The sequence below is a fragment of the Mucilaginibacter gossypii genome (assembly GCF_017569325.2).
GTDB lineage: Bacteria > Bacteroidota > Bacteroidia > Sphingobacteriales > Sphingobacteriaceae > Mucilaginibacter > Mucilaginibacter gossypii.
In genome coordinates this window covers 2,839,099-2,852,607 of the sequence record NZ_CP071878.2, presented here as the reverse complement: position 1 = coordinate 2,852,607, position 13,509 = coordinate 2,839,099, and the positions used below count along the sequence as shown (strand labels likewise).

10 protein-coding genes are annotated in these 13,509 nt (G+C 41.2%); 7 read left to right on the top strand and 3 right to left on the bottom strand.

All coding sequences use genetic code 11. The features are described 5' to 3' along the window. Positions 1–23 precede the first annotated feature (23 nt). Entirely contained in the window at positions 24–1,565 is a 1,542-nt protein-coding gene (locus tag J3L18_RS11920) for an MFS transporter (RefSeq protein WP_129568695.1), read from the top strand. Positions 1,566–1,694: 129 nt separating this feature from the next. Further along, positions 1,695–2,276, top strand: a complete 582-nt coding sequence (locus J3L18_RS11915; RefSeq protein ID WP_129568694.1) for a hypothetical protein — start codon at positions 1,695–1,697, stop codon at positions 2,274–2,276. Positions 2,277–2,380: 104 nt separating this feature from the next. Here the strand turns inward: J3L18_RS11915 and J3L18_RS11910 are convergent, their stop codons facing one another. Beyond that, positions 2,381–3,151, bottom strand: coding sequence for a DNA-formamidopyrimidine glycosylase family protein (locus J3L18_RS11910; protein WP_129568693.1), 771 nt, complete (start codon positions 3,149–3,151; stop codon positions 2,381–2,383). A 45-nt stretch (positions 3,152–3,196) separates the two neighbouring features. Continuing rightward, on the bottom strand, positions 3,197–4,252 hold the full coding sequence (locus tag J3L18_RS11905) for a winged helix DNA-binding domain-containing protein (RefSeq protein WP_129568692.1): 1,056 nt from the start codon (positions 4,250–4,252) through the stop codon (positions 3,197–3,199). A 127-nt stretch (positions 4,253–4,379) separates the two neighbouring features. Here J3L18_RS11905 and J3L18_RS11900 point away from each other — a divergent pair, with 127 nt between their 5' ends. Next, complete coding sequence (locus J3L18_RS11900) at positions 4,380–4,682, top strand: hypothetical protein (protein WP_091167818.1); 303 nt, start codon at positions 4,380–4,382, stop codon at positions 4,680–4,682. Between the two features lie 20 nt (positions 4,683–4,702). Then, positions 4,703–4,849, top strand: a complete 147-nt coding sequence (locus J3L18_RS11895; RefSeq protein ID WP_189549148.1) for a glycine zipper domain-containing protein — start codon at positions 4,703–4,705, stop codon at positions 4,847–4,849. Positions 4,850–4,906: 57 nt separating this feature from the next. Here J3L18_RS11895 and J3L18_RS11890 read toward each other — a convergent pair whose 3' ends face one another. Beyond that, on the bottom strand, positions 4,907–6,535 hold the full coding sequence (locus tag J3L18_RS11890; protein ID WP_223266129.1) for a gliding motility protein RemB: 1,629 nt from the start codon (positions 6,533–6,535) through the stop codon (positions 4,907–4,909). Positions 6,536–6,894: 359 nt separating this feature from the next. Here J3L18_RS11890 and J3L18_RS11885 point away from each other — a divergent pair, with 359 nt between their 5' ends. The 3 genes from J3L18_RS11885 to J3L18_RS11875 all read left to right on the top strand — a co-directional run bounded on the left by J3L18_RS11885 (position 6,895) and on the right by J3L18_RS11875 (position 13,252). Next, the gene (locus tag J3L18_RS11885) at positions 6,895–9,918 is read left to right on the top strand and encodes a DUF2723 domain-containing protein (protein ID WP_129568691.1); all 3,024 of its coding nucleotides are present in this window, start codon (positions 6,895–6,897) and stop codon (positions 9,916–9,918) included. Positions 9,919–10,102: 184 nt separating this feature from the next. Beyond that, complete coding sequence (locus J3L18_RS11880; protein WP_129568690.1) at positions 10,103–10,462, top strand: endonuclease domain-containing protein; 360 nt, start codon at positions 10,103–10,105, stop codon at positions 10,460–10,462. 228 nt (positions 10,463–10,690) lie between these two features. Further along, positions 10,691–13,252: a DUF3857 domain-containing protein gene (locus J3L18_RS11875; protein WP_129568689.1), complete on the top strand. Its 2,562-nt coding sequence runs from the start codon at positions 10,691–10,693 to the stop codon at positions 13,250–13,252. Positions 13,253–13,509: the final 257 nt, after the last annotated feature.

The following is a 13,509-nucleotide window of genomic DNA, read 5'->3' as shown; positions in this document are numbered from 1 at the left end:
TTTCAATTACAACCTTATAAAATATGGCTACAGTTTCATTGGGCAGCCCGGCAGGCAAATGGATCATGGTTTCGGCTATACTGGCTTCGGCCATGGCATTTATTGATGGTACAGCACTTAATGTGGTGCTGCCGGCATTACAACAAAGCCTTGATGCCGAAGGAGCTGATCTCTTTTGGATCCTGAACGCTTACCTGTTGATGCTTGCCTCGCTTATTTTAATAGGCGGCTCGCTTGGCGATAAACTGGGGCGGAAGAAGGTCTTCATGATAGGGATCTTTATTTTTATAACCGGATCAGCTCTTTGCGGGTTTTCACCGGGTGTTTTTTATCTCATTATTTTTCGGATCATACAGGGTATTGGAGGCGCACTGATGATTCCGGGGAGCCTTTCGCTTATTTCATCATCCATTAATGCAAAAGAAAGGGGCAAGGCTATCGGAACATGGTCGGCCATTACCACGGTAGTTACAGTGGGCGGCCCGGTATTGGGTGGCGCCTTAGCCGATGCCGGTTTATGGCGGTACATATTCTTTATTAATATACCCATAGGGGTAGTAGCTTTACTCATCCTGTGGCGCAAGGTTGCCGAAAGTAAGGATGATAATACCGATCAAACCATTGATTTTCCCGGGGCTATTTCTATTGCATCAGGGCTTGCTTTGCTAACATTTGGTTTTCTGCGGATGCCGGCGGTTGGTTTTAATAGCTGGCAGGTTTATGGATCATTAGCCCTGGGCTTATTATTGCTCATTGCTTTTATTTACATAGAAGGTACAAGCAAACATCCCATGATGCCGCTAAACCTGTTTAGTAGTAAAACCTTTAGCGGGATAAACCTGCTTACATTTTTTCTGTACGCGGGTTTGGGTGGCGGTATGCTGTTCATATCACTAAACATGGTGCAGGTGCAGGGGTATAGCCAGCTGCAATCTGGATTAACATTTTTACCTTTTACTGTGCTCATGATCTCCATTGCGCGTTATGCAGGAGCTATCGCCGATAAAAAAGGCCCACGTTTATTGCTCATCATCGGTCCGGCTTTGGCGGGAGCCGGGTTACTAATGTTGTCGTTCATTAAACAAACTGCAGGCCCTTCCGATTATTGGACAAGCTTTTTTCCCGGTGTGCTTGTTTTTGGCTTCGGCATGTCAATAACGGTAGCGCCGCTTACGGCAACGGTAATGGGATCTGTAAGTGATCATTTTTCGGGTACAGCGTCGGGCATTAATAATGCTATGACCCGGATTGCCAATGTTTTTGCCAATGCCATTTTTGGTGCCCTGGCGGTTTTGTTTTTCTCGGGAGCGATGCAGGGGGAGTTAAAAAAGTTATCCCTTAATGAAAAAGATAAAAAGATAGTTATAGAACAATCGGCCAACTTAGGTAATGCTAAAGTGCCCGCCGGTATCGACGGATCCAACAAAAAAGCAGTCGAGATTGCGTATCACAATGGATTTATTTCGGCTTATGGCAATATTATGCGGATCTGCGCCGGCCTGGGTTTTTTGGGCGCCCTGATGTCGGCTGTTTTTATCAGGAACAGTGCTGTTAAGAAGGAATGACGTTGCCTGATTGCAGAGGCGTGTGATGAATCTCTACAGGGATCCGCGATGAAAAATTTTCAGATCGAGGTTGCAACCATTTGTTTATCGCCATCGTCTACCTTATAAATTCATCCAAAACTTATTGTTATGTTCAAATCGATATTCTCCCGAAATTTTGCAAAACTCGTTGCCTTATGTTTTTTATGCTTCATTGCCGTTAGCGTATCCGCCCAGGATAAAACCAAAACGATAGGCAACAAACCCCGAAGCGGCTCATCCAATAATACCTTTGATGCTGTTAAAGGTGCGCAGGTTGGTATTGAAATGAATGCTGGTAAAAAGCATGTAAAATTACTTACGCTGAACTTTCATACTCAAAACCGATCAAGCGATAGCATCCCTTTTAAAGTAAATGTTTACCAAATGGCCGGGAAGTTTCCAAATGAAGCTAATTTGGTTAAAGACGAAATAAAAGGCTATATTAAAAAATACGACAATGTGGAAAATCATCAATTAACCACCGTCGACTTATCGCCATACAATGTTAAAGTGGCCGGTGATATTGTGGTTTCTATTGAATTTTTGACAACCAAAACCAACTCCAACGTTGGATTTGCCTGCGGCTTATTTAACGGCGGTACCTTCCATAAGGATGGTGAAACCCAACCCTGGAAGAAGATTCCGATTGTTGGTGTTGATTTTAATGTACTGGTGAAAAAGTTGAAGTAGGTGCCCCCTCTAAATCTTCTCTAAAGGGGAGCCTTTTGAGCATTGCGCTCATTAAACGAGCGCAGCAAAATACGCTAAATACTCTTCTTTAAACCCTGCGAGATTTACTCGAACAATTCCTGCTCATCAGTATAATATGTTTTCCGCGATGCTTCGTTAATTATGATCGCGGCGCCTGTTGGGCTGTGTTTTTTCTTTGAATTGTGAATATCCATGAAATCACGAACTTCACCGTTAATGATGCCGGGGTTTGATTTAAGGATATTTTGTTCTGCATCTTCCAATACCGATTTTATTGCCTTAACCAGGTCTTTCAGTTTGGCCTCCGGTATTTTACTGCTTACGGAGAACGGAGAAATGCGGGCGTGCCATAAAATCTCATCAGCGTACGCGTTGCCGACGCCTCTCATGATCTTTTGATCAAGCAGAACAGTTTTAATATTGGTTTTTGTTTTTGCCAGGCGCTTTCTCAAATACTCGGCATCGGCATCAAGCGCGTCGGGTACGTCCTTTTTTTCGGGGTTGAGGGTAGGCGTCGCTATCCCCTGGAAATCGGTCAGTACTAATCCGCTGCCATCATCAAAGTGCAGCTCGATGATGCTGTACTTGTTGTCGTTCTTGGTATCGAACAAAAACAGTTTACCGTGCAACATTAGGTGCAGACCCAGGACATCGCCTTTGCTAAATTTAATGTGCAGTTCCTTCCCTTCGCGATATACTTTTTCGAGCTTTTGTCCGCATAATACCTCGTTCAGTTCATGTACGCTAACATTTAGTTTTTTAGCGTTAGGTACTTCTATTTTTTTAACGGTTTTACCTGTAAGTATTTTTTGCAGGTTATGGCTAAAAGCCTGCAGATCGGGTAGTTCGGGCATAATATGTTGTTTTTATAAGTAACTTGTTGATGTAGTTAATGTTTGTTATCCGACACCATTAAACTTTTTAAAACGTTGTATGGCGCTTTCAATAGACTGGTTTTGAGCCTTATTGAGTTTGCCAAATGGTTTGAGCTCAATATCAATATTCTTTTTACCCATATTCCGGCTCCAGTTGCCAACCACCTGGTTATTGACCATTATAGTTGGGAAAAAGGTAATAGCCCCCATTTTATCCCGAAAGCTGGCTGGTACCATGGCATCGCGATTTTTATACGCTATAATTAACTCATCGTAAACAGGCAGAAGGTAAGCCCCTGTTTTTTTTGCTGTACTGAAATCGACATCAGTATTCATCCAATAGCTTATCTCTTCAATGATTACATTACTGAGCCGGCCTTTATTTATTTCGATCCCGGTTTTGGCATCGGCAACAGTAAGACCGCTCCAATGTACAAAATCATTTATTGTAGCGGGGGCATGGCTTGTAAAATAACGCAAAACCAAACGAGCTACCGCCTCGGCACGATCAATGGCCGGTTTCATTGGTGCACGTTCATCAAGCAGTGCGTAAGTAAATTGTTTACCTTTTCTTGCCCCGCTGCAAATTAACTGCTCCAGTTCGGCTTTCATCAGTAATATGGTAAGCCTGAGATCGTCGGTAGCTATGTTTGCCTGATTTAGCGCAGCGGCAATTTCTGTACGGGTTAGCTGTTTGCCGCCCTGCAGGGCTTTTGTAAATACGTCAAAGCTTTTATTAAAAATTGCATCGGTAACCTCCTGTTTTTTATACATGGCGGCATTGCCCGCGTTGATCCTTGGAGCAGTAAGGCTAAGCATCCAGCGGATATCCTGAGGTAAAACAAAATGCCAGGTTGGTCTTAGTACATGGGTGCGCAATATAGTTCCGGTTGTTATAGCCTTTTCTACCATTTTATCCGCAGGTGATAGCATCCGTAAACCAATTGCCCATTTTGCATGCGTGTATTCCTGCGCCTGCATGGCGCACATATATCCAACCACATCTTCAGGTTTTTTAAATTTATCGTGATTAAGATGCTGGTTATAAACCCGCAGGCTGGCAATATCAGGCTTGGTCATATTGATGCTTTTGAATGCTGTTCAAAATAAATATATGGTTATGACAGCAGTTTGTCAGTAGGGTAGAAATAAAAAGTTTCTTTTGTAATTTGGGCTTTCTTTTATAATAAATGAAAAACTATTTCTTTTGTGCTGTATAACTGCTGTTATCATTGTTTGTGTAGTTGCACGGGTAACAAAGTATAATCAGTTTCACGATGCCGAAATTAACGGTAAGCTGGAATCTGTTTATCGCTACAGAGACTATGTTATGATTTCCGTTAATAGCGAAGAATTTCGTATCATTCCTGTTTCATTAAGCACAACGGCCAACTTCGATGAGGTTGCTAAGGTTGGTGATACTATATCAAAAATGGCTGGCAGTGACAAGTTCAATTTGATACATGAGGAAGATGAAGTGTTTTTGTACACGGTTAGAAAATACTGGTAAATTAAATTTTGATATCGATTTTGAACAGGATAGATCCTAATTATTTTGCAGGTGGGCTGGTGGTTGGCACAGCTATTGGTTTGGCTTTGCATAGCCTTGCTTTGGGTATAGCAATTGGTGTAGCCGTCGGGGTATCTGTAGGCTCAAGAAAAAAGAAAAGGGAGTAAAGATTCTCTGGTTTATAGCCTTACAAAGGTTTTAAACTTCGTAAGGCTTTTTATCGATTAAAAATCGTGATATAAATTTCTGAACGAGCTTCTTATCCCGAAGGTGATCATGGTGTTTTTTGAATCTTTCTGGTCATTTTTTTCCTGGCGGTACAATGCGCCGAGTTCCAGGCGTAAATTATACTTTGGGTTAAGTATGTAAGCAACAGTTCCTTCACCATAATAAAGCTGTGTACTTATACCCTGGCCTATGGTAGTTGTAGTATTTGCCGAAGGTATAAAAGGCTTGATAATTATTTTGCCGTTATTTTCAGCCTTTGTGGCATCAAGTCCATATTTGGCATAATTAAGTTGCCCCTGGAAATCAAACCGGCCAACCGAATAATTCAAAATGCCCAAAAGTTCCCTGAAGTTTGCTCCGTAAGGATGGGCCAGAGGATCGCCGTAAAACGAATAACTGTTTATTGACTGCTGGTTACTGTAAGTGTATGGCTTAACAGTGTTATATTCAAATAGATAGTTTAATCTTTTAACTTTAAAAATATCTGCGCCACGGATACCCAATTGCCAGCCGTTGGTGTTATCGGTACTGTTGCCCGAAAAGAAATCGCTGCCCTTGAACCTGTCGAACATGATCTGTCCGTACAGCGCAGCTTTATCAAAAAGCTTGTATTTGGCATTAAAACCTAAAAATACATTATCCTTTTGATAACCACCCGGACCCAGCGAGCTTGCAAATAAAATTGGGTTCACAAAATTGGCGTCAAAGCCTGCCCGATTACCTTGGTTATTAGCTTCGGGAGCTATCAGGGCGTTAAACATACCGAATGAGGCGCGTTTGGTTATATTCCAGTCAATATAATGGAATAAAGCCCATTTGCGGCGGTTACTTCCAAAACTGTCAAATTTTTGTGCAACATTATTGAGGTCTTCAATATAGGCCCACGCTACCATATAACGTACGGGGCCAAGGTCGGCTGTAAGCCTGAGAAGCGGCATATTGGCGGCAAAGTCAGATAAGAGCACCGACCGGTATCCGTCACCAATAAACATTTTATCCTCGCCTAAAGTAATATTTAGTTTTTTTGTTACTGAATAGGAGAGTATTGCAGTTACGTACGACCAATCTTGTGAGTTGCGCGGTTGGCCTGTATACTTCCTGGCATATGCCTGGCCGGGTATAAAACCGTTGGTATTGACATAGTTGTTATAATACGATACAAACTTGGCCGAATTTTCAAAACCGCTTGTGTAAAATGAAAATTTGCTGCCCACTGTTCCTCCAATTTGATATCCACGTACATTTAAGTTTGTCGAATTACTGTTAGTGAAATCCCTGCCGGCTTGCAGATCAGTAATATAGTCGGCATAAAAGGTATATTCTTTTGCTTTTACGTCAAAAAGGTGTTCGTTAAATAATTTACGCCCGCCCCAGGTTTTACGATCTTTAACCCCTACATTCATTACCGAATCATAGGTATGCAGAATGGTGCTATCAATTAAAAAAGGCCGTAGTGAAGTATGAACCGAGCTTTTTATAGAATAAATATCCGAATTGAACTTTTGGTACAACTGGTATGAATTAGGTAAATAAACTGATTGTGCCTTGCCTAACTGCGATGTGAATAAGGCAATTATGGCTATGATAAGTGTTTTTCGAAAACTTAAGGAGTAGAGTTTTTGCATTACAACAAAATAAGTATTAATTGTTCTAAGTTAAAAATTTCATTGGTAAATAAGGATATATACATACATGCCCCGCAGGTTGTTTCTGATATATTAAAATTATGCAAATTGATTTGGACATTGATACCTGGTTAGCCGGTCATAATCATTGAATTAATTATCAACAAAGCAGGTTTATAGTTATTAAATAATTGGATTGAAATATGCCTGTTCGTGAAGATCGGTAAATAAAATTTCTTTAACCCCAGTACTTCAAAAAGTTAATTAATGTTAAATTTTGTCACGTGCAGGTGTTTTTTTTAAATAAGTTATAAAAATCATGATATTTGCCGCGCTATTAAATCAATTGATATTATTAAATGCAGTACAAAAAAATCAATAACCTGTTAGGCTGGCTTTGTTTTGTTATAGCCTCAATAACCTATATTTTAACATTAGAGCCATCTGTAAGCTTTTGGGATTGCGGCGAATTTATTTCATGTGCCTACCGTTTACAGGTAGCGCACCAGCCTGGTTACCCGGTTTTTGCCATGATAGGCAAGGTTTTGTCGTTATTGTCATTTGGTGATAACACTAAAGTGCCTTTCTTTACTAATATGGGGTCGGCATTGGCCAGTGGTGCAACTATTATGTTTTTATTTTGGACAATTACTGCTTTTGCCAAAAAACTGATGGTTGAAAAACGTGATGAGGCTATCGACGGTTATAAATTATATGTAATTATGGGGGCCGGCCTTGTTGGTGCCCTGGCCTTCACATATACCGATACGTTTTGGTTTTCGGCTGTCGAAACCATTGTATTTGCCCTGTCATCACTATGTACTGCTATTGTATTTTGGGCAATTCTTAAATGGGATGAGCATGCAGATGAACCCGGTGCTGATAAATGGATTGTTTTTATAGCTTATGTTATCGGTTTATCAATCGGGATCCACCTGTTAAACCTGTTGACTATACCGGCCATCGCAATGGTTTACTATTTTCGCCGAACTAAAAACATTACGGTTGGTAATAGCATCCTGACTTTTTTGGCAGGGGTAGTGATTCTTGGCCTGGTACAATATGGCATCAGGGGATATACCATTAAGTTCGCGGCTTATTTCGATCTTTTCTTTGTTAACTCTTTAGGAATGGGCTTTGGGACCGGAGCTTTCTTTTTCATCCTGCTGATAGTTGTTGCCCTGGTATTGGGGATCATGTACAGTATCCGCAAAAAGAAACCTGTATTAAACCTGGCTTTACTTTGCGTTGCATTTATATACTTTGGATATGGCTCATTCGCTTATATCCCTATTCGTGCAACTGCTAATACTAATTTAAATAACTCACATCCAGATAACGCTTTTACGCTTTACGGTTACCTTAACCGTATCCAGTACGGCGAAGTACCTTTGCTAACCGGCCCCATGTATGATTCGCAGGTTACGGATCAAAAACAGGGTAGTATCATTTATCGTAAAGGTAAAACCAAATATGAAAATGCAGGTCGTAAAACTGATTATGTATATGACCATAATACAGCCCTGCCGCGTATGTACAGTACCGATCCTAACGACGTGCAGTTTTACAAGCAATGGCTGAGGATTCCCGAAGGGCAGGCCCCAACTATGGGCGATAACCTGAAATGGATGTTTAGCTGGCAAATGTACCAGATGTACTGGCGTTACTTTTTCTGGAACTTTGTTGGCCGTTATAACGATGCTGACGGGCAAACCAGCACCGAAGGTATTGACGGCAACTGGACAACCGGTTTGTTTGACGGTGGCAAACATTTACCAAAATCAGTAACTGCGGCTACTACTTATACTCCGCTATACGCCCTGCCATTAATAATTGGTTTAATAGGTTTGTTTTTCCACGTTAACCGCCGCAGTAAAGATGCGTTGATTGTTGGCTTGCTGTTTTTCTTCACCGGTTTGGCCATTGTGTTGTATGTAAACCAGGCATCAGTGCAGCCGCGCGAGCGTGATTACTCATACGTAGGCTCGTTTTATGCCTTTGCCATATGGATAGGTCTTGGCGTAATTGCCATCGCCGAATTTGGCCGCAAATATACCGACGCTAAAATGGCTGCCATCGGTTCAACCGTGATCGGTTTATTGGTTTGCCCGGTGCTGTTGGCTGCCAAAGAATGGAAAGATCATGACCGCTCAACCAAAATGACGCCGCATGACATGGCCTATAATTATCTCATCTCATGCCCGCCGAATGCTATTTTATTTACTTATGGCGATAACGATACCTACTCATTGTGGTACGATCAGGAAGTCGAAGGCATCCGCCCGGATGTGCGGATTGTAAACCTCAGTTTGTTTACCGGCGACTGGTATATCCGCCAGATGCAGAAAAAAATGAACAGTTCTGAGCCACTTCCTATCACTATGCCTTTTGACAAATATAAAGAAGGGGTAAGGGATGTTATTTATTTTAACGATCAGAAATTGCCCGGCTACCAGGATATTAAAGAAGTTTTCGATTTCATTACTTCTGATGATAAGGCTACCCAGGTACAATATCAAAGCGGCGACTATGGCAATTATCTGCCAACCAAAAACCTGAAAGTTACCGTTAATCCTGATGAGGTAATTGCAAACGGCGTAATAAAAGCCGATCAGAAAGATAAGCTTGCAACCGCCATGGAGTGGAAATATACTTCAAACTATGTAACCAAAGAGAATTTGGCCATGTTTGATATTTTGGCTCATAACCACTGGAAACGCCCTATCTGCTTCACTACTACCATTGGTAACGAAAACCTGATAGGTTTGCAGCCTTATTTATACAAAGAAGGTTTTACCTACCATCTGATACCGTTTAAGCCGGATACAGCTTTACATGATCAGTTGAGCAAAACCAATACTGATGTAATGTACGATAACGTGATGAACAAGTTTAAATTTGGCAAGTTCAAAACAGCCAAATATCTTGATCATGAGTCGACCTCTATGTTTTACCCGGTAATGGTAACTACTTTCCTTGACCTGGCCCAAAACCTTGTTCAGGAAGGCAAAAATGATAAAGCGTTAAAAGTTGTTCAAAAATATGATGCTGAACTGCCTGATATTTATCCGTATGTTGATGTTGCTGGTCGTAAGTTATATTTAACGCAATTGGCTTATCAGCTTCACGACGTGGTATTGGGTAACAAACTTGCAGGCAATATCGACAATTACCTTACCGATCAGTTGGATTATAATGCTTACCTGCTAAGCCAGGATGTTAATAGCATTAACGGGCGCGATGTACAAATAGGCATGCAAGTGTTGAACGGACTGGTGCAGTTTACCAAAGACAACCATCAAACTGCTCTTGCTACCAAATTTGAAAACCAGTTAAAGGGTTACGAATCAAAATTCCGTGCTGTATTAGGCGGAGGGCAATAGTAATTCTTGATAATATTTATTGGCAAAGCCATCCCGGTTTCGGGGTGGCTTTGTTGGTTTAAGGGTTTACTCACCCCGACATCGCTGCGCTTGTCACCCCTCTCTACGCAAGCGTAAAGAGGGGACGAGAAATTTTAATTTTGAATTTAAGTAATATCTTTACTCATCCTATCACCTTATCAAAATGAGCAGTATTATTGATTTTTGCAGAGAATTAAGACAGCGGGAAACTGCAGCTGAAAAAAAGCTTTGGTTTGAATTAAGAAACAGAAAGTTAGCCGGCAAAAAATTCCTTAGGCAACACCCTCTTGGTGTACAATCATATTTTGGAAAAAGTTTATACTATATCCCCGATTTCTATTGTCATGAAGCAAAATTAGTTATCGAAGCAGATGGGGCAATCCATTTGTATAAAAAAGAATATGACAAAAATCGCGATAAAGTGTTATCTGATTTAGGATTAGAAATACTGCGTTTTGAAAACGATGAAATAATAAGCAACATAAATGAAGTGTTGAATAAGATCGTTTTACATCTGCATTAATCCCATAAGACCATGAAGTCCTGAGAGTCTTTAAATCCCCTCTATACGCGAAGCGTAGAGAGGGGTGGCGAGCGGAGCAACGCCGGGGTGAGTCAATCCTTCGCGCAGTCACCCTGCCTTTTAATACGTTTATTATCCCGTATAACCCCACAGTTAAATATTAAAATAGTTACATTTAATTGATCTGAATTTCTTTATTTTCAGAGCCTGTATACAAAAGCTTTTAAAATGCGTTTTACGTTTTTCCTTTGTTTGGTGATGTTGTTTTGGTGCAGCGGGACTGCTTTTGGCGATACACCATCGGTGCATATTTCGGGTAGGCCAACATGGCTTAGTGTGTTAAAGCCTTATAATCAAAAACCTTCCTCGCGTGCCATTGAGCGCGGTTTTTATTATGCGCTTATCGAAGAGCAGGTGCAGGTTGAAAAACAGGCCGACTATAACCATATTATCCGCGAAATAGTATCCGAAACCGGCATTCAGAATGCATCGCAGATCTCTGTTAGTTTTGATCCTGCTTACGAGCGGCTCGACTTTCATGATATCACCGTTTGGCGCGATGGAAAACCTTTAAACCGCTTAAAAACTTCGGCCTTTAAGGTATTGGCCGACGAGCAGGACCTATCGAATTTTATTTACCAGGGAAGTTTTTCTGCCTTATGTATTCTGGATGATATCCGTAAAGGCGACCGGATTGAATATTCATATACCATTACGGGCCGTAACCCCATATTGAACGGTAAATTTTGTTCAAATATGTATGTTCAGTGGTATACGCCCATTGCACATCACTATACAGCCATTATTGCATCTTCTCAACGAAAACTGAACTTTAAAACTTTTAATACGGTACCTAAGCCTGTCATCAGCGAAGCGAACGGCTTAAAACGTTACGAGTATGAAGGTTTCCAGGTACCGCCGGCGCACGATGATGATAGTCAGCCATCATGGTATAATGAACGCGGTTTTATCCAGGTGAGTGAGTTTGCAAGCTGGGCCGAAGTTGTTAACTGGGCCTTAAGTATCAATCCTCCCGCAGTAAATATAAAGGGGGAACTTGGCGGGCAGATTGCGAAGCTGAAAAAGGATGCAGGTAATAACAAGGAAAAGTATTTCAGGGATGCAGTACGCACAGTGCAGCAGGAAGTACGTTACATGGGCATTGAAATAGGCGAATATTCGCACCGCGCAAATAACCCCGAAAAAGTATTTAAACAACGCTATGGCGATTGTAAGGATAAGTCGTTGTTGCTGGTATCGATGCTGAAGGCAGGAGGGATTGACGCTTCGATGGTTTTGGTGAATGCCGATATGAATGGGCATGTTGAGCAATACATACCTACAGCATACGCTTTTAACCATGCCGTGGTAACCGCCAACGTAAACGGAAAACACGTTTGGGTTGACGCCACTATGGATAACCAGGGCGGTGAGAGCACGGATATTTACTTTCCGCGTTATGACAAAGGATTGGTATTGAAGCCAGGAAGCGACGCACTCACCACTATTCCGCCATCAAAAGGCGGTAAAGTTATCGGAGAGGATGTTTACACAGTAAGGGATGGAAAATCACCGGTACTCTTCACCGTAAAAACCACCTACACCGGCGATGAAGCTGATTATATGCGGGGTAAACTGGAGTCATCGGGGATGGCCGAAACAGAAAAGAGCTATCTCGATTATTATGCAAAGATCTATAATAAAATAGAAGTTAAGGATTCGATTATCGTAAAGGATGATTTGAAAGCCAATAAGCTTACTACCATAGAAACTTATAAAATAGCCGACTTCTTTAAGAAAGATTCTACCAGCGACAAACTTACCGCCGATCTGTTTGCCAATTTTATTTACAACCAGTTTCCCTCAATAACCGGTCGCATAAAAACGCCGGTATCTCTTACCTACCCTTACGATGCCAGTTATGCTATTAAGGTGGTTTTGCCAGGCGGCTGGAATATTAATGAAGATCATGATTCCATTAAGCGGGACTACTATCACTATGAATCGGATTTCACTGCTGCTGGCGATACTTTATCGCTTAACTACAAGCTATCCTTTTTGAGTGACTATGTGCCTGTAAACAAACTCGATGAGTTTAAGGGAGATATTAAAAAACTTAATAATACCAGCTTGGGCTACAGTTTTTCTTATACGCCGCAGGGAGTTGCTAAGCCATCAACTACAAATAGTACATTAGTTTTGGTTGTATTGCTTTTGACGGTTGGTCTTGTTTTATTGGGTGTATGGTTTTATCAAAGAGAAACGCCGGGGATTGTGTTTGCTTACGGATCGACCTTTGTGCCGATAGGAGGGTGGCTTATATTAATCGCAATAGGCTTAGCCGCTACAGCTTTGGTGACAGGTTCAAATATGGTTACAGGCGATTATTTTAGCCTCCACACCTGGAATGTGTACCATGGCAACCAACATGAGTTTAATTTCAGGTCGCTGGTTGTTATAGAGGCAATTGGTAATATTACATTAATGGTTTACGCCCTTTTTTGCCTGGTGTTGCTGTTAAATAGGCGCGATATACTGCCTGTATGTATTACCGGTTATTTTGCTTTTGGCTTCGTTTTTTTCCTGACGGATTATATTTTGGCTGCCAGTATCAGCAGTAAACTTGCAGAAACAGCACTTAGTCCATTTTTACGATCAATAGTTACAGCGGCCATCTGGATCCCTTATTTCAAAAAATCGTCGCGTGTGCAGGAAACTTTCATTGTGCCACATCCGCCTTATAATTATAGTTACGAGAGGCCCGGAGTTGCCGAAGAACCAGTATCTTAAATTGTCGGGTAGTTAAGGGCCATTTATAATTGGTTTTTGTTTTTAATTGACAGAAATTTTTGACATTCCACGAAATATCGCCATATGATTGAGATTGGTTGAATTTATGATGTTGAAAATCAATAGTATATTGGGATGGTATGCGTTTTGTAAATATAAAGGCAACCATTTTCTTGTCTTTTGCGCAAACAATGCCCGATAAATGATGTTCTCCCCCCGGCATAGCTGCAAATAGGCATTTTAAAAAAATTGATTTA